The 20,910-nt window shown below is 74.8% G+C and carries 16 protein-coding genes and 1 pseudogene; 8 read left to right on the forward strand and 9 right to left on the reverse strand.

Annotation, left to right across the window (positions count from 1 at the left end; genetic code table 11):
• Positions 1-103: 103 nt before the first annotated feature.
• From ACH45N_RS16575 to ACH45N_RS16585, 3 genes are read right to left on the reverse strand one after another with little or no spacing between them, the layout of a single operon-like run.
• Positions 104-697 (reverse strand): DUF3618 domain-containing protein, encoded by a 594-nt coding sequence (locus ACH45N_RS16575; RefSeq protein ID WP_397395751.1) that lies wholly within the window; start codon positions 695-697, stop codon positions 104-106.
• Entirely contained in the window at positions 694-1,152 is a 459-nt protein-coding gene (locus ACH45N_RS16580; protein ID WP_397395753.1) for a phage holin family protein, read from the reverse strand. Before ACH45N_RS16580 ends, ACH45N_RS16575 begins: the two co-directional genes overlap by 4 nt.
• Positions 1,136-1,858 carry a hypothetical protein gene (locus tag ACH45N_RS16585; RefSeq protein WP_397395755.1) on the reverse strand — a complete coding sequence of 241 codons (723 nt, stop codon included), beginning with the start codon at positions 1,856-1,858 and terminating at the stop codon, positions 1,136-1,138. The genes ACH45N_RS16580 and ACH45N_RS16585 overlap by 17 nt, the downstream gene beginning before the upstream one ends.
• Positions 1,859-2,227: 369 nt before the next feature.
• Between ACH45N_RS16585 and ACH45N_RS16590 the strand changes: the two genes are divergently transcribed.
• Positions 2,228-3,019 (forward strand): PAS and ANTAR domain-containing protein, encoded by a 792-nt coding sequence (locus ACH45N_RS16590; protein ID WP_397395757.1) that lies wholly within the window; start codon positions 2,228-2,230, stop codon positions 3,017-3,019.
• Positions 3,020-3,025: 6 nt separating this feature from the next.
• Here the strand turns inward: ACH45N_RS16590 and ACH45N_RS16595 are convergent, their stop codons facing one another.
• The gene (locus tag ACH45N_RS16595; RefSeq protein WP_397395759.1) at positions 3,026-4,792 is read right to left on the reverse strand and encodes a CocE/NonD family hydrolase; all 1,767 of its coding nucleotides are present in this window, start codon (positions 4,790-4,792) and stop codon (positions 3,026-3,028) included.
• Between the two features lie 364 nt (positions 4,793-5,156).
• Between ACH45N_RS16595 and ACH45N_RS16600 the strand changes: the two genes are divergently transcribed.
• The 3 genes from ACH45N_RS16600 (at position 5,157) to ACH45N_RS16610 (ending at position 10,502) form a co-directional block, all read left to right on the forward strand.
• Entirely contained in the window at positions 5,157-6,344 is a 1,188-nt protein-coding gene (locus ACH45N_RS16600) for a sensor histidine kinase (protein WP_397395761.1), read from the forward strand.
• Complete coding sequence (locus ACH45N_RS16605; protein ID WP_397395763.1) at positions 6,341-6,943, forward strand: response regulator; 603 nt, start codon at positions 6,341-6,343, stop codon at positions 6,941-6,943. The genes ACH45N_RS16600 and ACH45N_RS16605 overlap by 4 nt, the downstream gene beginning before the upstream one ends.
• 484 nt (positions 6,944-7,427) lie before the next feature.
• Positions 7,428-10,502, forward strand: a complete 3,075-nt coding sequence (locus tag ACH45N_RS16610; protein ID WP_397395765.1) for a BTAD domain-containing putative transcriptional regulator — start codon at positions 7,428-7,430, stop codon at positions 10,500-10,502.
• Positions 10,503-10,600: 98 nt separating this feature from the next.
• On the opposite strand, the pseudogene ACH45N_RS16615 reads toward ACH45N_RS16610, so the two are convergent.
• Positions 10,601-11,482 (reverse strand): annotated as a pseudogene (locus ACH45N_RS16615) (hypothetical protein); the annotation flags it as partial.
• Between the two features lie 140 nt (positions 11,483-11,622).
• On the opposite strand from ACH45N_RS16615, the gene ACH45N_RS16620 reads away from it, so the two are divergent.
• On the forward strand, positions 11,623-14,679 hold the full coding sequence (locus tag ACH45N_RS16620; RefSeq protein ID WP_397395767.1) for an AfsR/SARP family transcriptional regulator: 3,057 nt from the start codon (positions 11,623-11,625) through the stop codon (positions 14,677-14,679).
• Here the strand turns inward: ACH45N_RS16620 and ACH45N_RS16625 are convergent.
• The 4 genes from ACH45N_RS16625 to ACH45N_RS16640 all read right to left on the reverse strand — a co-directional run bounded on the left by ACH45N_RS16625 (position 14,594) and on the right by ACH45N_RS16640 (position 18,521).
• Positions 14,594-15,346, reverse strand: a complete 753-nt coding sequence (locus ACH45N_RS16625; protein WP_397395769.1) for a succinate dehydrogenase/fumarate reductase iron-sulfur subunit — start codon at positions 15,344-15,346, stop codon at positions 14,594-14,596. The two genes, ACH45N_RS16620 and ACH45N_RS16625, sit on opposite strands and share 86 nt — an antisense overlap.
• Positions 15,343-17,349, reverse strand: coding sequence for a fumarate reductase/succinate dehydrogenase flavoprotein subunit (locus tag ACH45N_RS16630; RefSeq protein WP_397395771.1), 2,007 nt, complete (start codon positions 17,347-17,349; stop codon positions 15,343-15,345). Before ACH45N_RS16630 ends, ACH45N_RS16625 begins: the two co-directional genes overlap by 4 nt.
• Before the next feature lie 63 nt (positions 17,350-17,412).
• On the reverse strand, positions 17,413-18,237 hold the full coding sequence (locus ACH45N_RS16635; RefSeq protein WP_397395773.1) for a hypothetical protein: 825 nt from the start codon (positions 18,235-18,237) through the stop codon (positions 17,413-17,415).
• Positions 18,234-18,521 carry a hypothetical protein gene (locus ACH45N_RS16640; protein WP_377228247.1) on the reverse strand — a complete coding sequence of 96 codons (288 nt, stop codon included), beginning with the start codon at positions 18,519-18,521 and terminating at the stop codon, positions 18,234-18,236. Before ACH45N_RS16640 ends, ACH45N_RS16635 begins: the two co-directional genes overlap by 4 nt.
• A 177-nt stretch (positions 18,522-18,698) precedes the next feature.
• Between ACH45N_RS16640 and ACH45N_RS16645 the strand changes: the two genes are divergently transcribed.
• The 3 genes from ACH45N_RS16645 (at position 18,699) to ACH45N_RS16655 (ending at position 20,902) form a co-directional block, all read left to right on the forward strand.
• Complete coding sequence (locus ACH45N_RS16645) at positions 18,699-19,232, forward strand: MerR family transcriptional regulator (protein ID WP_397395775.1); 534 nt, start codon at positions 18,699-18,701, stop codon at positions 19,230-19,232.
• 41 nt (positions 19,233-19,273) lie between these two features.
• On the forward strand, positions 19,274-20,257 hold the full coding sequence (locus ACH45N_RS16650) for an NAD-dependent epimerase/dehydratase family protein (RefSeq protein WP_397395777.1): 984 nt from the start codon (positions 19,274-19,276) through the stop codon (positions 20,255-20,257).
• A gap of 99 nt (positions 20,258-20,356) precedes the next feature.
• Complete coding sequence (locus ACH45N_RS16655; protein ID WP_397395779.1) at positions 20,357-20,902, forward strand: ferritin; 546 nt, start codon at positions 20,357-20,359, stop codon at positions 20,900-20,902.
• The last annotated feature ends 8 nt before the right edge of the window (positions 20,903-20,910 follow it).

Genomic DNA, 20,910 nt, shown 5'->3' on the forward strand with positions numbered 1-20,910 from the left:
TCCTGCCTGCTGTTCCGCGGGCCCTGCTGCTGCGGCCCACCCCGCGGGCCGAGCCGCAGCAGCAGGGCCCGCAGCAGGGCCCGCAGCGGGGCCCGCAGCGGGGTCAGTCGTCCCCGGCCACCCGCGAGCGGACCTCGGCGGCGGCTTCCCGGCTGTGCTCGCCGACGGACCGCGCGGCGTCCTTCGCGGCGTCCCGCACCGCCTCCGCGCTCTCCTGCACCGGCTGGCGCAGGTCGTCCGCGACCTCCCGGGCCGAGGACCGCACGTCCTCGACGAGCGGCGCGGCCTTCACCTCCACGGCGGTCGCCGCGCGTCGCTCGGCGCGGCTGGACGGGATGAGCGACGCCGCCACGAGGCCCAGCCCGAAGGCCACCAGGCCCACGCCCAGCGGGTTGCCCTCTGCCCGCGCGCGGACCGTGCGCGGCACGGAGCCCACCGACTCCGCCACCGACGCCGCGGCGTCCCGGCCGCGGTCGGCCAGGTCGTGCGCACCGCCCTGGGCGGAGCCCGCAGCGTCGTGCGCCGAGCCCATCACGCGGTCCTTGACGTGGGACACGCCCGACCGCACGCGGTCGGCCTGACGGCGGGCCACGTGGGCCGGGTTGACCTTGTCGCCGAGCGCGTCGACGTCGTGGCTCAGCTCGCCGCGCGTCCGTTCGATGTCCGCGCGGATCTCCTCGGGATCGTTGGTGCTCATGAGCTCGTCTCCTCGTGTCCACGAAGTGCGTCAGGGATCTTCTTGACCGACTCGGTCGTCCTCGGCAGGCCCTCCACGGCCCGCAGCTCGGCGCGCCCGCGGGCGGCGAGCACGGCGGCGACCACGGCCCAGACGGCCGCGACGACCAGTGCCGACCAGCCACCGCCGATCAGCGAGCCGAGCGCCCACCACAGCGCGAGCGAGAGGAACAGGAGGACCATGTGGCCCGCCACCCCGGCGCCGCCGAACATGCCGGCGCCCTTCCCGGCGCGCCTGGCCGACTGCGCCACCTCGGCCTTGGCGAGCGCGACCTCCTGCCGGATCAGCGTCGACAGGTCACGGCTGACCTCTCCGACGAGCTGGCCCACGCTCTGGTGCTCGGCCGGCCCGCCACGGCCGTCCGTCGGGTCCGGCGCCACGCTGGACGCGGCGAACGGGTCAGGTGCGGTCGACATAGGTCTCACCCCCGGCGGTCGGCGGGGCCCAGCCCTCCGGGGCCGGCGGCGCGGCGGACGGCACGGCGGCCGGCGGTGCGACCGGCGGCGGTGCGACCGGTGACGCAGTCGTGGCCGGACGTCCCGTCCCGTCGTCCCGTGCGTCCTGTGCGTCCGGGGCGTCCGACGCGTCCCGCATGCCCCGGATGAGTCGGCCCACGAGCAGCCCGGCTCCTGCCGCCATCGCGATGAACAGTCCCGGCCGGCGGCGCGCGAAGTCCTCGACCTCGCGCAGGACGGCGCCCGGCTCTCGCTCCTCGAACCAGTCCGCGACGCGCCCCGTGGCGTCGCCCGCGCGCTGGACGAGGTCGCTCGCGTAACCCGGGTCCTGGGTGCCGCCCGCCATCTGGCCGAGCTCGTCGCCGAGCGACCGCAGGCCGCTCGCCAGGTGCTGCTGCTGGGTCGCCACCTGCTCGCCGAGCTCGATCCGCGTGCGGCCGATCAGCCCACGGGTGCGTTCGGCGGCCTCGTGGGCGACGTCGTGCGCCCGCTCCTTGGCCTCGTGCGCGGTCTCCCGGCCGGCGTCACCGACCTGGGCCGCCGCGTCGGCGACACGTTCCTTGACGCCTGAGGTCGCACCGGAGTCGTCTCCGGTTCCGGCTCCGGACGACCAGCTGTCCTGCTGCGGGCCTGTCCCCGTGCTGTACGGATGTGCCGTCTGGCTCATGATCGGACTCCTGTCGTCGTCCTCGCCCGACAGTGCGGGCGGGGTCGGGGAGCAGGGCAACGGTGTGCCGTGCTCCACCGTGCGGCCACTTCATGACCTCTCTCCAACCTAGGAGGGTGAAAGCCACTCGCAACCCGGGCCCGGCGCAAGTAACCCGACGCGGTAACCCGGCGCAGCTCCGCCCCGTCGGCCGACGATGTCTGGAATGCACAGGAAATCAGTCAGTAAAAACTCTTCAAATGATCGCCAAAAACCCGTCTTCACCAGCGCCTTTGTGGCCCGGACTGTCCGAATCGCCCGAACCGCGATAGGATGAATTGCTTGGAGTCATGAAGCGGCTCCCGATCCGGACGGATCTGGGAGGTCCTTGTGTCCTTGATCGAAGAGCCGCTGACGACGTCAGCGAACCAGGCCGAGAACGGCCCCTCCGCGCTCTCCGCAGGTTTTTCGCCGGCGGACCTCATGCGCACCATGGGTCTCGGCACCAATCTTCTGGTCGGCACCTACCGCGTCGAGCTCGCCACCGGGACCTGGTGGTGGTCCGACGAGGTCTACACGATGCACGGCTGGAAGCGTGACGAGATCGAGCCGGGTCTCGACGCGCTCCGCTCCCGCAAGCACCCCGATGACCGCGACCGCGTGGTCCGGGCCGCGAGCCAGGCACTGCGCGTCGGACGCCCGTTCGCGTGCGCGCACCGCATCGTGGACCGCAACGGTCGCACCCGGTCGGTCGTCGTGACGGGCCAGGGCAGCCAGGGCGAGCACAGCCACGCCCCGGAGCTGGTCGGTTACGTCGTGGACGTCACGCCCGTGCAGAAGGAGGCGCTGGACCGCGAGGCGGAGGGCGCGGTGAACCGCGCCTTCGTCAGCCAGGCGGCGATCGAGCAGGTCAAGGGCATCATCGTCGCGGTGCGCGGCGTCGACGAGGCCGAGGCGAACGAGATGCTCGCCCAGGCCGCACGGAAGGCCGACGTCACACTGCGCCTCGCCGCCGACCAGGTGATGGAGGCGCTGCGCGCCGACAACGAGAAGACCGGCGTCACGCAGGCCGCGCTCCGGCGCGCGCTCGACGTCGTCCACCCGGTGGGTCGGCCGCGCGGCCACGACGCCCTGCTGACCCGGCGGCCGCGCCGCACGGACACGCGCCGCCGGGACAACTGACCGGCGTCAGAAGGTGGGCAGGGTGAAGGACGGCTCGCCCGGTGCCAGCTCCGCGGTGAAGGCCGCGAGGTAGGAGTCCAGCCAGACGGCGCGCCCGCCCTCCGTGGGCGCGTCGCCGGCCGGGTCGTCCACGGCGAGCTCCAGGCGGGCGTCCCGCACGCGGATGGTCTGGCCCGACGGCGTGTCCACCCACGAGCCGGACTGGATCGAGCCGATCTCCACGGCCAGCCGGTGGCCGGCGGCCAGGGTCCAGTCCGTCGACTCCAGGTCGAGGGTCACCCGGCCCGAGTCGATGACGGCGGCCTGCTCGACGAACGGCACGGCCGTCCCGTCCGGGGCGACGTCGTGCAGCTCGACCAGCACGTTGCCGGTGCCCCGCACGTCCAGCGCCACCCTCGGCGTGCCGACGACGCGGGTGTCCGTCGCGACGGGCGCGGACGACGTCAGGAAGCTCGACCGGGCGCCGTCCTGCTCCTCGTCGGGGCCACCGTCGTCCACGTAGGAGCCGCCGCCGAGCGCGATCCGCGCGGTCCGGTCGGCGGTCGGCCACGTGTCCTCGGCGCGCCAGGCGCCGGTGTTGTCCTGGATCGAGAACGCCGGGTACTCCGTCGTCGGCTGCGTGCCCTTGAGGTGCTCGTCGTAGAACGCGCCGATCTCGTCGAACCAGCCGTCGCGCCCCATCTTGAGGGTGCCGTCCTCGGTGCGGTCGTTGCCCCGCACGTGGTCCCACGGGCCGAGCCAGCCGCGCTGGGGGCCGTCGTGGTTCGCGAGGTACTCGGCCATGCCCTCGGGCCGGGTGTTCCACTCCAGGAAGCCCTGGGTGACGAACAGCGGGGTGTCGCTCCCCTTGGCATGCTTCGCCAGGTCGCGGTCCTGCCAGTAGCTCGTGCCCGGGTCGGCCTTCAGGTTGTTCACCGTGTTGGCCGCGGCGCACTCCGGGTGCGCCAGCTCGTACCGCGCGTTCTCCACGTAGCGCTCGTCGTCGTCCGGCAGCTGCGGGAGCTGGGCGATCGTGTTGTACGTGCTCGGGGCGATGATCCCCTCCTGCCGCGGCACACCGTGGGAGCGGATGCGGTCGTACATGTCCCAGATGGGCTCCTGGGCGACGACCGCCTTGAGCGCGTCCTGGTCCAGGTTGTTGCCGATCAGGCCGGTGACGGCGTCGTACGACTTGCCGTACATGCCCACCGCGCCGGTGGACCACGACTGGTCGGCCGCCCAGTCGATCGCGGCGGCGACGTCGGCCTGCTCGCCGGGGCCCGCGAAGTCGAGGCAGCCGGTCGAGCCGCCGTAGCCGCGCGTGTCCACCAGGACCAGGGCGTAGCCGCGGTCGAACAGGTCGAGGCCCTCGACGAGGTCGCCGAACCGGTCGGACGGGCCGGTGTGCTCGTGGCCCTCCTCGGAGATCTCGCCCGAGTGCCCGAAGTACGAGCCGGCCGACAGGATCACCGGCACCCGCTCGCCCTGCCCCAGCCCCTCCGGGAGCAGGACGTCGGCGTGCAGCTCGACGTCGGAACCGTCCGAGGACGGGAAGTAGTGCTGCGTCCAGGCGGCCCCCTCGGGGACGCGGTCGTTCTCCGCGTGCGTCACGGGGCGGTCGGCGGTGGCGACGGCGGCCTTCCCGGACGTGCTGCCGGACCGGCTGCCGGACGTGCTGTCGGACGGCTCGCTCGACGTCGTCGCGGACGGTGCGCCCGTCGGGTCCTCCGACGTCGCCAGGGCGACGGGGACCCCGATGGCGCCCGCCAGGGCGACGGCGGCTAGTGCGGACACGGTCGTGAGTGCGGCTCGTGGTCTGTGCATGACTCGATCACAACCGAACTTTCACCCTCTCGACAGTGGGAGGATGTCACCGACCCCGCGTGACATTCATCGGGCCTGGCCGTGACGCAGCGTCACTGGTGGGGCCGGGGGCGAGGACGAATACTGAGGGGACAATTCTCCGTGCCCCACCCGAACCGGAGTGCCCGATGGACCTCGAGCCCGTGTGTGTGCCGCATGTCCGCGCGCGCCTGACCGGTGCGCGCCTGACCGGTGCGCGCCCGGCCGGTACGCGCCCGGCCGGTACGCGCGCGGCCGGTGCCGGGCGGGTCGAGTGGTGAGGCCCCGGCGGACCGCGTTGTCCGAGCACCACGAGGTGTCCCAGGGAAGGCTGCGCCGCCTCAACCTCCTGCTCCAGGTCCCGCCGGTCATCCTCACGGGCGTGGTGCTCGTGCTGATCGACCACACGTCGTGGTGGGGCACGGCCGTGCTCGTCGTGGGCGTGCTGGCCGCCGTCGTCGCCATGGAGCGCTGGACGGCGGACGACCTCGCACGGGTCGCCCTGCCCTGCCTGGCCGTCACGGCGGCGGTGTGGGTGTTCGGGGCACTCGTGGCCGACAGCAGCACGGCGTTCTACGGCCTCGGCGTCGTGGGCTCCCTCGTGGTGCCCCAGCTCCCGCGGCACCGGATCGCCGCGGGGCTCGGGCTGCTCGGCTTCATCGCGGCCGTGGGCGCGAGCCGGGTGCTGGTGTCGCCGGGCGACGTCGTCGGCGACCTGATCACCTACGTGCTGGTGCCGACGGGCGTGTTCGTCGTGGCCACGCCGCTGTTGTACGGCAGCCAGCGGTACCTCGACCTCATGAAGGAGACGCGCGACCGCGAGGCCGAGCTGGCCGTGGCCCAGGAGCGGATCCGGTTCGCGAGCGACCTGCACGACATCCAGGGCCACACCCTGCACGTGGTGAAGCTGAAGACCGTGCTGGCCCAGAAGCTGGTGCACGGCGACGCCGACCGGGCGCAGGAGGAGCTGCGCGAGATCCACGCGCTGGTCGCCGACACGATCGCGCAGACCAAGAACCTCGCGCACGGGCAGCGGCGGCTCAACCTGTCGGCCGAGCTGGAGAACGCCAAGAACCTGTTCGAGGCCGCGGGCATCGACGTACGCGTCGACCGGCTGGCCGAGGCCGACCCGCGGACCGCCGAGCTCCTCGGCCAGGTGCTGCGCGAGACGACCACCAACATCCTGCGGCACGCGCAGGCCTCGCTGGTGCGGATCACGCTGTCCGGCTCCGGCATCGACATCGTCAACGACGGCGCCCGGGACGGTGCGCTGCCCGCGCTCAGCGGGCTGTCCGCCCTGCGGCAGCGCGTGGCCGACGAGGGCGGCGAGCTGACGGTGGAGCAGGGCGCCGGACGGTTCCGGACGGCGGCGGCGTTCCCGGGGGACGGCGCAGTCTCCGTGGACCCTGCGAACCCCGAGGCCGCCGCTGCGCCCGCGGGCCCCGCCGGTTCATCGGGGCCGGCAGGCTCCGCGACGACGAGAGCACTGGAGAGCAGCCGATGACCACGGTGGTACTGGCCGACGACGAGGCCCTGCTGCGCAAGGCCCTGGCCGCGCTGCTCCCCCTGGAGGGCGACATCGAGGTGCTGGCCGAGGCCGAGGACGGCGCCACCGCCGTCGAGGCCACGCTGCTGCACCGGCCCGACGTGCTCGTGATCGACCTGGAGATGCCGGGGGTGGACGGGCTCGGCGCCGTCGCGCAGATCCGTGCCGCGCGACCGGACCAGGTGATCCTCATGCTCACCCGCCACGCGCGGCCGGGGGTGCTGCGCAAGGCGCTGCGGCTCGGCGTCCAGGGCTTCGTCAGCAAGTCCGCGGAGCCGGCGCACATCACGCAGGTCATCGCGGCGCTGCACGAGGGCAAGCGCTGGATCGACCCCGACGTCTCCGCGCTGGCCGTGATCGACGACTGCCCGCTGACGGAGCGGGAGGTCGACGTGCTGCGGGTGACGAGCAAGGGCTACTCGGTCGCCGAGATCGCGGCCCAGCTCCACCTCGCGGAGGGCACGGTGCGCAACTACCTCTCGAACGCGATGCAGAAGACCCAGACCCGGACCCGGCACGAGGCGGCGCGCTACGCGCGGGAGCACGACTGGTTGTAGGGGCGCTCGCCGGACGTTCGGCGGGGTGCTCGCCGACCGTTCGGCCGGATGCTCGCCGAACATTCGGCGGCGTGGTCGCCGACCGTTCGGCGGCGTCGCGCGGTGGCGGGCGCCACCGGCTGCCACGGGACCGGACGGCCGCCGACTGGAAGTGCGCTTCTACCCCGTCATTGGGCCCGTATTCAGGGTGATTCCGGGCCCAATGGCGGGGTAGAACCGCACTTTGCCCGGGGACCGACGGCGGCACCGGCCTGCGCGCGATCGGCACCGCTGCGGCGACCGCTGCTCGACCTGGCGCGCCGACCCCTCTCCTCGGCGCGCCGGGGCGACCGCTGCTCGACCGCTGCACCGCGACCGCTCCACCAACCACTGTGCGGACTGCCGCACTGACTGATTCTCGGGCCGCCGGCCTGACCTCCTGCGCCACGGGGCGGCGAGGCACGATACTGAGCAGGCACGACGACGGCCGACCCAGGGAGCTGGCATGCCACATGTCACGGGCCTGCTGTCGGTGCGCCTGCTCGGCCCGTTCGGCGTGACGGTCGACGGCGCGCCCGTCGCCCTCAGCTCCCGCCTGCGCACGCTGCTCGCGGTGCTCGCGCTCGACGTCGGGCGGCCCGTGCCGACCGAGCGCATCGCCGCCGCGGTGTGGGGCCAGGACCGCCCCGCCGACCCCCGCAAGGCCATCCAGGTGCTGGTCACCCGGCTGCGGACGGCGCTCGGGGCCGACGCAGTCCGCACCACCCCCGGCGGCTACCAGCTCGACGTCCCGGCGGACGCCGTGGACCTGTCCCGGTTCGAGTCGGCACTGACCGCGAGCCGCGCGGCGGCCGATCCCGCGGAGGAGTACCGGCTCCTGCGCGAGGCCCTCGCGGACTGGCGCGGCTCCCCCTTCGAGACCGTCGACTCCGACCTGCTCCGCACGGTCGACCGCCCGCGACTGGTGCAGCCCGCGTTGGCCGCCGTGGAACGGTGCGCCGACCTCGCGCTCGCCGGCCACGACCCAGCCCCCGAGGACCCAGCCCCCGAGGACCCAGCCCCCGATGTCCCAGCCCCCGGCAAGACAGCCCCCGGCGACCCAGACCTTGGCGTTCCAGACCTCGGCGACCGAGCCCTCGGCGACCGAGCCCTCGGCGACCGAGCCCTCGGCGATCGAGCCCTCGGCGATCGAGCCCTCGGCGACCTGGCCGCCACCCTGCGCGAGCTCGTGGCCACCTACCCGCTGCGCGAGAGCCTGTGGGTCCGGCTCATGGCCGTGCTCGACCGCACCGGCCGGCGCGCCGACGCCCTGGCCGCCTACCAGGACCTGTACCGGATCCTGCGCGCCGAGCTCGGCACCTCGCCCGGCGAGGAGGCCCAGGCCGCGCACCGCCGGCTCCTCGCGCCCGAGCCCGCCGAGCCACCCGGGCCGCCGACACCCCGCGCACAACCAGCACCCCCAGCACCCCCAGCCATGCTTCCGCCCCCGGAGCGCACCTTCCGCGGCCGCGCCGCCGCCCTCACCGCCCTGGACGCCCTCCTCGACACCGCGCCCCGGATCGCCGTCGTCGACGGACCGGGCGGGGTCGGCAAGACGGCGACGGTGCTGCACTGGGCCCACCGCGCGTCCGACCACTTCCCCGACGGGACCCTCTACGTCAACCTGCGCGGCTACTTCCCCACGAACACGCCGCTGGCCCCCGCGGTCGCCGTCCGCCAGTTCCTCGACGCGCTCGGCGTCCCGCCGGCCCGGATCCCGGACGACGCCGACGCCCAGGCCGCCCTGTACCGCTCGGTGCTCGCGGACCGCCGGGTCCTCGTGGTGCTGGACAACGCCCGCGACGTCGAGCAGGTGCGGCCCCTCCTGCCGGGCGGACGGCGCTGCGTCGTGGTCGTCACGAGCCGGAACCGGCTGGGCGGCCTGGTCGCCGTCGAGGGCGCCGCGCGGCTCGCCCTCGAGACGCTCCCGTCGGCCGAGGCCGAGGACGTGCTGGCCGCCCGGCTGGGCGCCGCCCGCCTCGCCGCGGAGCCGGAGGCCGTCCGCGAGCTGCTGACGCTGTGCGGCGGGCTGCCCCTGGCGCACGTGATCGTCGCCGAGCGGGCGGCCGCGCGGGCCGGGGCGCCGCTCGCCGGGCTGGTCCGCGAGCTGCACCGCTCCCGCATCTCCGCCCTGTCCGCCGGCCGCGACCACGCCGCCCGCTCCGTCTTCTCGTGGTCCTACCGCGCGCTCGGTGCCGACGCCGCCGCGGTGTTCCGCCTGCTGGGCCTGCACCCCGGACCACACGTCACCGTCCCGAGCGTCGCGAGCCTCGGCGCGCTCCCCCGGGACCGCGCCCGCGCCGCCGTCGCCGAGCTGGAGCGCGCGAGCCTCCTGATCGAGCTCGCGCCGGGCCGGTTCACCATGCACGAGCTGCTCATGGACTACGCGACCGAGCTCGCCGCGCAGGACCCGCCCGAGCAGTCCGCCGCCGCGACCGTCCGCATGCTCGACCACTACCTGGGCGTCGCCCACCAGGCCGAGCAGGCGCTCGCGCCGCCCTCCGAGGACCGGCACACGCTCGGCCCGCCGTCGGACGGCGTCCTCGCGACGCCCCCGCCCTCCGGGTACGACGCCGGCCTCGCCCTCCTCGAGAGCGAGGCACCCGTTCTCGTCGCGATGGTCCGGCGGGCAGCCGCCACCGGCAACGACGAGCACACCTGGCGCATCGCGCGCTGCCTGCGCCCGTACCTGTGGGGACGGCGGCAGGTCCCGACGCTGCTGGAGGCCGAGCGCCTGGCGCTCGCCGGGCTGGAACGGCTCGGCCGCGTGCCGGAACAGGTGGGCTCCCGCCGCTGGATCGCCCACGCCCTCATGCGGCTCGGGCGGCCCGACGACGCCTGGCGCGCCCTCGAACCGACCCTCCCGCTGACCGAGGACCCTGCCGAGTACAAGACCGAGCACAAGACCGGGCACAAGACCGAGCACCACACCGGCCGCCACCCCGAGGTCGACGACACCACGCGCGCCTGGCTGCTGAACACCACGGCCGCCGTCCTGTCCGAGCTGGGCCGCCCGGACGAGGCCCTGGACCACGCGGAGCGGTCCCTCGACCTCTTCCGCCGCACCGGCGATCTCCTCGGCGACGGCTGCACTGAGTCGGCAGTGGGCCTCTACCTGCGCCGGCTGGGCAAGCTGGACGACGCCCTGGCGGCCGCGCGGCACGCGTACGCCACCCTGACGGAGGCCGGCGACGTCTGGGTCCGCTGCTACACCCGCGAGCTGGTCGGCGACGTCCAGCTCGACCTCGGCGAGCCGGACGCCGCGGCCGCCACCTACCGGGCGTGCGCCGAGGACCTGCGCGCCCTGGGCCGCACGGACGAGCTCGCCGGGATCCTGGCCAAGCTCGCCGCCGCGCGCGGCACCGCCGACGCCGGCGCCGCCGCTGACGCCGACACCGCCCGTGCCGCCGCCGACCCTGCCGGCACCCCCGCCGACCCCGCCGGCACCCCCGCCGACCTCGCCCTCGCCGACCCCGCCGACACCGACCTCGCCGTCGCCGATCCCGCCGACCCACCTGCCGACCCCGCCGGAGGCCGCTGAACGACCGGCAGCACCCGGTCGCCGTCGAGCACCGCCTGACCGAGCGGCGTGAGGGTGTGCCAGACGCTGTTGCGCTCCCGCCGCGACGCGATCAGCCCGGCGTCGCGCAGCACGGACGCGTGCTCCGAGGCCGACGGCGCGGAGACACCGATGTGCCGGGCCAGCTCGCTCGTGCTCGCGCCGTAGGTCAGGGCCGCCAGCGCGGCCGCGCGCGTCCGGCCGAGGAGCGCGGCCAGCGCCCGGTCGTGCCGGCCGCCGCCGGCCGGGTGGAGCCAGGACAGCCGGTGCGGCACCGGGTACACGAGCACCGGCGCGAGCGCCGGGTCGGCCAGCGAGATGGGCGCGCGCCAGCAGAAGAACGCCGGCTGCAGGGTGATGCCCCGACCCTCTAGGTAGACGTCCCGGTCGGCCGCGGTCTCGACGCACAGCACCGGGTCCCGCCAGGTGACGGCCGGGTGCACCGAGCTGAGGAGCGCCGCCGTACCGCCGCCCGTCAGGGTGCGCACGTGCGCGGCGACGTCGGCCTCCACGGCGGTGCGGACCGCGGACCAGTGCGGGGCGAGCGCCTGGTCGTGGTAGGCCTGGGTGGCCTGCCCCAGCCGCCGTCGGGCGGGCGCCGAGCGCGCCAGGTCGAGCGCCCAGCGCGGCACGTCACGCTGCCCGCCCAGGAGCTCCAGCTCGTCCCGGAACCGGGCGGACGGCGTGCTCAGCACCGTCTCCAGGCCCGCGCCGAACTCGGTGGTCCCGCCGGCGGGCGTGAGGAAGTCGGGGGTGTACCCGCGCGGTGGCGTGAGCCGCAGGTAGGAGCGCGCCTCCCACGACATCCCGGACAGCACGCGCGAGCGCCACTCGGCGAAGACCAGGGGTCCGCCCGGCTGGTTCACCTGGTGCGCGCTGAGCACGGCCTCCCACAGCGGGTCGGGCCCGGGGGCGAGCCGGACCCGCAGCAGGTCCTCGGCGGTGAAGTGGATCCGTAGCATGGGCACCCTCCTGCAGGACGCCGGATCTCGGCGTCACCGCCCATTGCACGCGCCGGCGGTTTCAAACTGCTTTCACCTTTCGGTCGGGACCCCGACCCGGCAGGATGGCCGGGACGGGGGGCGCGACGGTGCGGGACGGGATGCGGCGAGACGGGACACGGCGAGACGGGACACGGCGGGACGGGACACGGCAGGACGACGGGCACGAGCCCGCGGTCACGGTCTCCGTGCTGGGCCCGTTCGCCGTCGTGGTCGACGGCGCGGCGGTGCGCCTGCCGGGCCGGCTGCGTGCCCTCCTGACCGGGCTGGCGGTCGGCGCGGGCGCGCCGGTGTCCGTGGAGCGCCTCGTCGACGTCGTCTGGGGTGAGGACCTGCCCGTCTCCCCGCAGGGGTCGCTGCAGGTGCTGGTCCGCCGGCTGCGGTCAGTCCTGGGCGACGCCGCCGTCGAGACCGCACCGGGCGGGTACCGGCTGGCCCTGCCCGCCGGGCGGGTGGACGTCGCGTCGTTCGCGGGGCTCGTCCGGGCCCGGCTCGCCGAGACGCCGGCCGCGGAGCGCCGGCGCCTGGCCGACGCCCTGGGCCTGTGGCGCGGCGCGCCGTTCGACGGGGTCCGGTCCGAGATCCTGCATACGGTCGAGGCGCCGCGGCTGGAGGAGCAGCGCCTCGCGGCGCTCGCCCGCCGCATCGAGATCGACCTCGGGACGCCGGACGACGCCCTGGTCGCGGAGCTGCGCGACCTGACGGACCGCTACCCGCTGCAGGAGCGCTTCTGGGGGCACCTGATGACGGCGCTCGCCCGGAGCGGACGGCCCGCCGAGGCCCTCGACGCCTCCGCCCGGCTGGAGCGCACGCTCGCCGACGAGCTGGGCATCGGCCCCGGGGAGGCGGTCCGGCGGCTGCGGCGGGAGATCGCCGCCGCGGCGGCCACCGGCCCGGCGTTCGCCGGCCCCGGAACCGGGCGCCGGACCACCGGCCCAGGGCTCACCGGCGCAGGGGTCACCGACGCAGGGGTCACCGACGCAGGGCTCACCGACGCAGGGCTCACCGGCGCAGCGGTCACCGGCGCTGCGGCCGCCGCCGGTCCGGGCGCCGCCGCCAGTCCGGGCGCGGACCCCGGCCGGGTCCCGCGCCAGCTCCCGCTCGGTCCCCTCACCTTCAGCGGGCGCGCGGGCGCGCTCGCCGAGCTCGACGCGTTCCTGGCCGACGACGGCGCGCCCCGGGTCGCGGTCCTGGACGGCGCGGGCGGAGTCGGCAAGACCGCGACCGCGCTGCACTGGGCGCACCGCGTCGCCGACCGGTTCCCCGACGGGCAGCTCTACGCCAACCTGCGAGGGTTCGACCCGACGTCGGCGCCGGTGCCGCCGGGCACGGTGGTACGGGCGTTCCTGGAGGCCCTGGGCGTGGCCAAGGGGCGCGTCCCGGCGTCGGAGGACGCCCTGCTCGCGCTGTACCGGGGCGTCGTGGCCGGACGGCGGCTGCTCGTGGTGCTGGACAACGCCCGCGACGCCGACCAGGTGGCGCCGCTGCTGCCCGGGTCCGGGCCGGGCGTCGCCGTGGTCACGAGCCGCGCCACCCTGACCGGCCTGGGCGCCGCGCGGGTGGCGCTGGGCACCCTGACGCCCGCCGAGGGGTTCGACCTGCTCGCCCTGCGGGTCGGCGCGGAGCGGTGCGCCGCCGAGCCGGAGGCCGCGCGCCGGATCGTGGAGCGGTGCGCCGGCCTGCCGCTCGCCGTCGTGATCGCCGCGGCCCGGGTGCTGGCCCGGCCGGCGTTCCCGCTGTCGGCGGTCGCCGACGAGCTTGCGGACGGCGGCGCCCGGCTCGACACGCTGGGCGACGACGACGCGATGGCCGACGTCCGCAGCGTCTTCGCGACGTCGTACCGGGCGCTGTCGCCGCCGGCGGCACGCCTGTTCCGCCTGCTCGGGGTCCATCCCGGGCCGGACGTCGCGGCGGCCGCGCTGCCGCCCCTCCTCGGCGGCCCGGGCGCCGAGGACGCGCTCGCCGAGCTGGTCGCCGTGAACCTCGTGACGGAGCACGCCCCCGGCCGGTACGCGATGCACGACCTCGTGGCGGAGTACGCCCGCGAGCGGGCGCGCGAGGACGAGACGCAGGAGTGGCGGGACGCCGCCGTGGGGCGCGTGACGGCTTGGTACCTGGGCGTCGCGCTCGAGATGGACCGTCGCCGGTGGCCGGGGCGCGTCCGCCAGGAGTTCGTCCAGGACCCCGGCCCGGTCCGGGTGCCGGACGAGGAACCGGCCGCCTGGTTCCGGGCCGAGCGCACCGTCCTGTTCTCCGTGGTGACGGCGGCCCGCGAGCACGGGTTCCCCGGCGAGGTGCTGTCCCTGGTCTGGGCCCTCTACAGCACGCTGTCCCAGCACGCGGAGCAGCGCGACGCGCTGCGCACGGTGCTGCTCTCCGCGCGCGACGTCGCGGTCGAGGTCCGGGACCGGCGGGCGGAGCTGTGGTGCACCCGGTACCTCGCGGCGCTGGCGGCCGCCGCCGGCCGACAGAGGGAGTGCGAGGAGCTGCGGCGCCGCACCGTCGACCTGGCCGCCGAGCTGGGCGACGTGCGGGGGCTCCAGCTCGCGCACCACGGGTACGCCGGCGACCTGGTGCGCTGGGGACGTTACGACGAGGCGGTGGCCCAGGCGGAGCAGGCGCTCGTGCACGGCCGCCGCTCCGGCGACCCCTTCCACGAGGCCCACGCGCTGAACATCCTCGCGTGGTCCCTGGCGCACGCCGGCGACCTCGACCGGGCGCTGCCGCTCGCCGAGCGGGCCCTCGGGATGCTGAACGACCGGGACAACCCGACCACCCGCGCCGTCGTCTGGGACACGCTCGGCCTCGTGCACACCGGCCTGGGCGACCCGGAGCGGGCGATCGTCTGCTACCAGGAGGCGGCGGTCCGGTTCCGGGAGTTCGACGTGCGGCAGGACCTGGTGGCGGCCGAGCGCCGGCTCGCCGTCCTGCTCGGGGAGGCCGGCCGGTGGGCCGAGGCGCGCGACGCCTGGCAGGAGTGCCTGGACCAGTCCGTCGAGCTCGGGCTCGGCGGCGTCGCCGGGATCCGCGCGGAACTGGCCCGGGCCACCGCCGAGCTCGACCGCGCCGGGCTCAGTCCCGACGGCGCGAGATCGTCCGGCCCAGCCACACCAGGGGGTCGTAGCGCTGGTCCGCCACCCGCTCCTTCATCGGGATGAGGGCGTTGTCGGTGATCTTGATCCCCTCGGGGCACACCTCGGTGCAGCACTTGGTGATGTTGCAGCGCCCCAGGCCGTGCTCGTCCTGCGCCGCGGGCACGCGGTCGGCGACGTCCAGCGGGTGCATCTCCAGCTCGGCGACCCGCATCAGGAACCGCGGGCCGGCGAACGCCTCCTTGTTCTCGTCGTGGTCGCGCACCACGTGGCACGTGTCCTGGCACAGGAAGCACTCGATGCACTTGCGGAACTCCTGCGAGCGCTCGACGTCGACCTGCGCCATCCGGTACTCGCCCGGCGCCAGGCCGTCCGGCGGCGTGAACGACGGGACATCGCGCGCCTTGGCATAGTTGAACGACACGTCCGTCACGAGGTCGCGCAACACCGGGAAGGTCCGCATCGGCGTCACGGTGACCACGTCGGTGGGCGCGAACACCGACATCCGCGTCATGCACAGCAGCCGCGGGCGCCCGTCGATCTCGGCCGAGCATGACCCGCACTTGCCCGCCTTGCAGTTCCACCGCACCGCCAGGTCGGGCGCCTGCGTGGCCTGGATGCGGTGCAGCACGTCGAGCACCACCTCGCCCTCGTTGACCTCCACCTCGAAGTCCGCGAGCGCCCCGCCGGAGGCGTCCCCGCGCCAGACCCGGAAGCGACCCTTGTAGCTCATGCCGTTCCTCCCTCGCGGTGCAGCGCCTCGGACCGGCCGGCGTCGGGGCCCCCGGCGTCGGGGTGCCCGGCCAGCTCGGCCGGTGTGTAGTACTTCTCCAGCTCGGACAGGTCGAACAGCGCGAGCAGGTCCGGGCGCATGGGTTCCCGCTCGGCGGGTTCGACGGCGGTGCGCGGCACCACCGCCGCGCCGGACCCGAGCCCCGACCCGTCCCGCACGCAGTGGGTGACCAGCACCCGGTGCCGCCACTCGGCGTCGAGCCCGGGGTGGTCCTCGCGGGTGTGGCCGCCGCGGCTCTCGGTGCGCAGCAGGGCGGAGGACGCGACGGCCTCGCTGACCATGAGCATGTTGCGCAGGTCCAGCGCCAGGTGCCAGCCCGGGTTGTACTGCCGGTGGCCCTCGACGACGACGTCGTGCACCCGGGCCCGCAGCTCGGCGAGCCGGTCGAGCGCCGCGACCACCTCGGCCTCCGTGCGGATGATGCCGACCAGGTCGTTCATCACGCGCTGCAGCTCGGCGTGCAGCGTGTACGGGTTCTCGCCGCCGGCAGCGGCCGGGTGCGCGTCGAACGGGGCGAGCGTCATGGCGGCCGCCGCGGCGACGTCCGCCTCCCGGACGGCGGGACGGCGCTCCAGGCCGACGACGTAGTCGGCCGCGCCGAGCCCCGCGCGCCGGCCGAACACGAGGAGGTCGGACAGCGAGTTGCCGCCGAGCCGGTTGGAGCCGTGCATCCCGCCGGCGCACTCCCCCGCCGCGAACAGCCCCGGCACACGGGACTGCCCGGTGTCGGGGTCCACGGCGATGCCGCCCATCACGTAGTGGCAGGTGGGGCCCACCTCCATCTGCTCGGCCGTGATGTCGACGTCGGCCAGCTCCTTGAACTGGTGGTACATCGAGGGCAGGCGCCGCCGGATCTCGTCGGCGGGCATGCGGCTGGCGATGTCGAGGTAGACGCCGCCGTGGGGCGAGCCGCGGCCCTCCTTGACCTCGGTGTTGATGGCGCGGGCCACCTCGTCGCGCGGCAGCAGGTCGGGCGTGCGGCGGTTGTTCTCCTGGTCGTCGTACCAGCGGTCGGCCTCGTCCTCGGACTGGGCGTACTGACCCTTGAACACGTCCGGCACGTACCCGAACATGAACCGCTCGCCGTCGGAGTTGCGCAGCACGCCGCCGTCGCCGCGCACGCCCTCGGTCACGAGGATGCCCTTGACGCTGGGGGGCCAGACCATCCCGGTGGGGTGGAACTGGACGAACTCCATGTCGACGAGGCTGGCCCCGGCGCGCAGCGCCAGGGCGTGGCCGTCGCCCGTGTACTCCCACGAGTTGGACGTGACCTGGAAGGACTTGCCGATCCCGCCCGTGGCCAGCACCACGGCGGGCGCCGAGAACAGGACGTGCCGGCCCGACTCCCGCCAGTACCCGAACGCCCCGGCGACGGCGCCGTGGTGCTCGGTGCCCGCCTCGGGGTCGGTGAGCAGCTCGGTGATCGTGCACTCGGCGAACACCCGCAGCCGCGCCTCGTAGTCGCCGGTGGCGGCGTGGTCCTCCTGCTGCAGCGCGACGATGCGCTGCTGCAGGGTGCGCAGCAGCTCCAGCCCGGTCCGGTCGCCGACGTGCGCGAGCCGGGGGTAGGTGTGCCCGCCGAAGTGGCGCTGGCTGATCCGGCCGTCGGGCGTCCGGTCGAACAACGCGCCGTAGGTCTCCAGCTCCCAGACCCGGTCCGGCGCCTCCTTCGCGTGCAGCTCCGCCATCCGCCAGCTGTTGAGGAACTTGCCGCCGCGCATCGTGTCGCGGAAGTGCACCTGCCAGGAGTCGTGCTCGTTGACGTTGCCCATGGCCGCCGCGCAGCCGCCCTCGGCCATCACGGTGTGCGCCTTGCCGAAGAGCGACTTGCAGACGATCGCGGTGCGCAGCCCGCGCTCGCGGGCCTCGATGGCGGCGCGCAGCCCCGCGCCGCCCGCGCCGATCACGAGGACGTCGTAGTCGTGCCGTTCGATCTCGGTCAAGGCCGGGCTTCCTCTCCGACGGGCCGTGCGGTTATCCGATGAGGCGGTTGTCCGATGATGCGGTTATCCGATGAGGCGAAGGTCCGTGATCGTCCCGCGCGCGACGAGCGTCACGTACAGGTCCGTGAGGATCAGCGAGGCGAGCGTGATCCACGCGAAGAGCATGTGCCGCGTGTTGAGCGCGGAGATCCTGGTCCAGAACCAGTACCGGACCGGGTGCTTCGAGAAGTGCGTGAGGCGGCCGCCCATGACGTGCCGGCACGAGTGGCACGACGCCGTGTAGCACCACAGCAGGGCGACGTTCGCCAGCAGCACCAGGTTGCCGACGCCCACGACGAACCCGTCGTCGGGATGCCGGAACGCGACGAGCGCGTCGTAGGTGTTGACCAGCGAGACCAGGACGGCGACGTAGAAGAAGTAGCGGTGCACGTTCTGCAGGACCAGCGGGAAGCGGGTCTCGCCCGTCTGCCGCGCGTGCGGCTCGGGCACCGCGCAGGCCGCCGGCGCGAACCAGAACGACCGGTAGTACGCCTTGCGGTAGTAGTAGCAGGTCAGCCGGAACAGCAGCAGGAACGGCAGGCTCAGGGCCGCGTACGGGATCAGCGGGTGGTCCGGCAGGAACATGCCGAAGTGCGAGGAGCCCGGTGCCGACGCGCACCCGAGCGACACGCAGGGCGAGTAGAACGGCGTCAGGTAGCGCTCGTCCGCGAAGAAGTACGCCTGCTCGAACGCCCGGGCGGTGGCGTAGACGACGAAGACGAGCAGGCCGGCCGCCGTCGCCGCCGGGGCGAGCCACCACCGGTCCGTGCGCAGCGTGCGGGCCCCGACCGCGGCACGCCCCGGGGTGTCGACGCCGCGCGCGCCGACACCCCGCGCCGTCGTCGTCACGACCGGTCGCCGTGGTAGCCGCCGAGCCCCTCGTCGTCGGCATCGCTGAACATCGACGCGTCCAGCGGGGTGTCGGGCACGACGACGTGCTCGGGCACCAGGTCCGGGACGCCCCGCGCGGGATGCGCCGCGGCGAGCTCGCCCGCGTCGATCTCCAGCCGCTCCAGGTCGTTCACCAGCCGGCGCACCTCGGGTGCGTCACCGAAGGCGCCGCGCACGTCGGCGACGCTCCGACGCAGCTGCTCGATCGAACGGCGCAGCGTCGCGAACTCGGTGGTCGTCATGGGACACCTCCTTGGCGACGCGCCTCACCCCGTCGTGAGGTGCGTCACACCAGACTCTGCCCTGCACGCCCCCGATAGGCAAGGGCGAACCCGGCCCGGGGCCCGAGCGTGACAGGAACGAGACGTGACCGGCGCCACGGTTGACCTCAAGCGCTCGAAGTATCAGAACCTGGGGACATGGAACGTGGCGGCAGGGAACGTGGCGGCAGGGAACGTGGCGGCAGGGAACGTGGCGGCAGGGAACGCAAGGGCGCAGGGACGACGAGCACGAAGCCGGTACGGACGCGGGCGCTCACCATCCAGGAGGCCGCCCGGCACACCGGGCTGAGCGCGTCGACGCTGCGGTACTACGAGCAGATCGGGCTCGTCGGGCCCGTGGACCGCGACCCGGACAGCGGGCACCGCCGGTTCGGGCCGCGGGTGGTCGAGACGCTGGAAGCACTGTCCTGCCTGCGCGGCGCCGGGGTGCCGATCGAGGAGATGCGGCGCTACCTGGCGCTGCTCGCCCCGGGCGACGCCGCGGCTGCCGCCGAGGAGGCCGCGCTCTTCGCCGCGCACGCCGACCGCGTCGAGGCCGAGCTGGCCCGGCTCGCGGTCCGCCTGGAGTACCTGCGGGCCAAGTCCGACCTGTGGCAGGCCCGTGTGGACGGCGACACCGACGCCGAACGGCGGGCGGCCGACCGCACGGTCGCCGCGATGACGAAGTTCTGAACCCCCTGACCTGAACCCCACCCCGACCGAGGAGCTGCACCATGCCTGGATCCGCCCTGCCCGAGAACAACTCCCTGCCCGTCCTGGTGACCGGTGGCAACGGCTACGTCGGTGGCCGCCTGGTCGCCGCACTGCTGGACCGCGGGCATCGCGTCCGGGCGACCGTCCGCGACGCGGCCCGGGCCGGCGCCGTCACCGACCTGGTCCGCGCCGCCGGCGCCGACCCCGCGGGCCGCCTGGAGACGGTCGTGACCTCCCTGGACGACGACGCGGGCTGGGCCGCCGCGATGGCCGGGGTCTCGGTGGTCCACCACGTCGCCTCGCCCTTCCTGTCCGTGCCCGAGGACCGGGCCGACGAGATCATCGCGCCCGCGGTGGACGGCACCCTGCGGGTGCTGCGGCATGCCCGGGACGCGGGCGTGGCGCGCGTCGTGCTGACGTCGTCGTTCGCCGCCGTCGGCTACAGCCCGAAGGCCGGGCGCCGGTACGACGAGGCGGACTGGACCGACCCCGAGGGGCCGAACGACCCCTACATCCGGTCCAAGGCGCTGGCCGAGCGCGCCGCGTGGAACTTCATGGCCGAGCAGGGCGGAGGGCCTGGCCTGACCGTGCTCAACCCGACGGGGATCTTCGGCCCGGTGCTCGACGGGCGGTTGTCCACGTCCGTCGGGGCCGTCCAGGGTCTGCTGACCGGCGCCGTGCCGGTGCTCCCGCGGCTGCGGTTCGGCGTGGTCGACGTGCGCGACGTCGCCCAGGCGCACGTGCGCGCGATGACGTCGGCCGCCGTCGGCGAGCGCATCCTCCTGACGAGCGGCGACGTCGTGACCTGGGGCTGGGTGATCGACCTGCTGCGGCGGGAGCTGGGCGTGGACATCACCGCCGTCGAGCAGGACGCCGCCGGGGACGCGGACGTACCGCCGCTGGAGATCAGCAACGACAAGGCCCGGCGGATCCTCGGGATGTCGTTCCGCCCGGCCGCCACGACGCTGCTCGACACGGCCCGCAGCCTGCTCGCCCGGGGTTGACGCAGTCCCACCCGTCTGTCGCATCCCGGCCGTTGCCCCGCTCGGGGCGGGTGGTGCTGGCCTGTGCGCCGGCCCGACCGCTGACCTACCGTTGGCCCCATGACGACGACCGATCCGAACTCCGAGTACCTGCGCCTGCTGGGCGAGCAGGTGGGCCACGAGTTCGCCGCGCACCTGCAGTACGTGGCGATCGCGGTGTGGTTCGACAGCCACGACCTGCCGCAGCTCGCCGCGCACTTCTACCGGCAGGCGCTGGAGGAGCGCAACCACGGCATGATGATCGTGCAGTACCACCTCGACCGGTCCCTGCCGGTGCGCATCCCGGGCACCCCCGAGGTGCGCAACGACTTCGCGGACGTGCTGGAGCCCCTGCAGCTCGCGCTCGACCAGGAGCAGCAGGTGACCCGCCAGATCGAGGCGATCTTCCGCGCGGCCCGCGCGGAGGGCGACGCGCTCGGCGAGCAGTTCCTGCTCTGGTTCCTGGAGGAGCAGGTCGAGGAGGTCGCCGCCGCGACCACCCTGGTGACCGTCGCGAGGCGCGCCGGCGACAACCTGTTCGACCTGGAGAACTACGTGGCCCGCGAGACCATCGGCGACGCCGGCGAGTCGGCGGCCGCACCCCGCGCCGCGGGCGGGGCGCTCTGACTTAGGTG

The organism is Promicromonospora sp. NPDC019610 (assembly GCF_044389365.1).
Lineage (GTDB): Bacteria > Actinomycetota > Actinomycetes > Actinomycetales > Cellulomonadaceae > Promicromonospora.

Bases quoted from the DNA above. Each gene is read 5' to 3' on its own strand.
- ACH45N_RS16575 (WP_397395751.1), bottom strand. From the start codon at position 697: ATGAGCACCAACGATCCCGAGGAGATCCGCGCGGACATCGAACGGACG.
- ACH45N_RS16610 (WP_397395765.1), top strand. From the start codon at position 7,428: ATGCCACATGTCACGGGCCTGCTGTCGGTGCGCCTGCTCGGCCCGTTC.
- ACH45N_RS16580 (WP_397395753.1), bottom strand. From the start codon at position 1,152: ATGTCGACCGCACCTGACCCGTTCGCCGCGTCCAGCGTGGCGCCGGAC.
- ACH45N_RS16625 (WP_397395769.1), bottom strand. From the start codon at position 15,346: ATGAGCTACAAGGGTCGCTTCCGGGTCTGGCGCGGGGACGCCTCCGGC.
- ACH45N_RS16620 (WP_397395767.1), top strand. From the start codon at position 11,623: ATGCGGCGAGACGGGACACGGCGAGACGGGACACGGCGGGACGGGACA.
- ACH45N_RS16640 (WP_377228247.1), bottom strand. From the start codon at position 18,521: ATGACGACCACCGAGTTCGCGACGCTGCGCCGTTCGATCGAGCAGCTG.
- ACH45N_RS16605 (WP_397395763.1), top strand. From the start codon at position 6,341: ATGACCACGGTGGTACTGGCCGACGACGAGGCCCTGCTGCGCAAGGCC.
- ACH45N_RS16645 (WP_397395775.1), top strand. From the start codon at position 18,699: ATGGAACGTGGCGGCAGGGAACGTGGCGGCAGGGAACGTGGCGGCAGG.
- ACH45N_RS16655 (WP_397395779.1), top strand. From the start codon at position 20,357: ATGACGACGACCGATCCGAACTCCGAGTACCTGCGCCTGCTGGGCGAG.
- ACH45N_RS16650 (WP_397395777.1), top strand. From the start codon at position 19,274: ATGCCTGGATCCGCCCTGCCCGAGAACAACTCCCTGCCCGTCCTGGTG.
- ACH45N_RS16585 (WP_397395755.1), bottom strand. From the start codon at position 1,858: ATGAGCCAGACGGCACATCCGTACAGCACGGGGACAGGCCCGCAGCAG.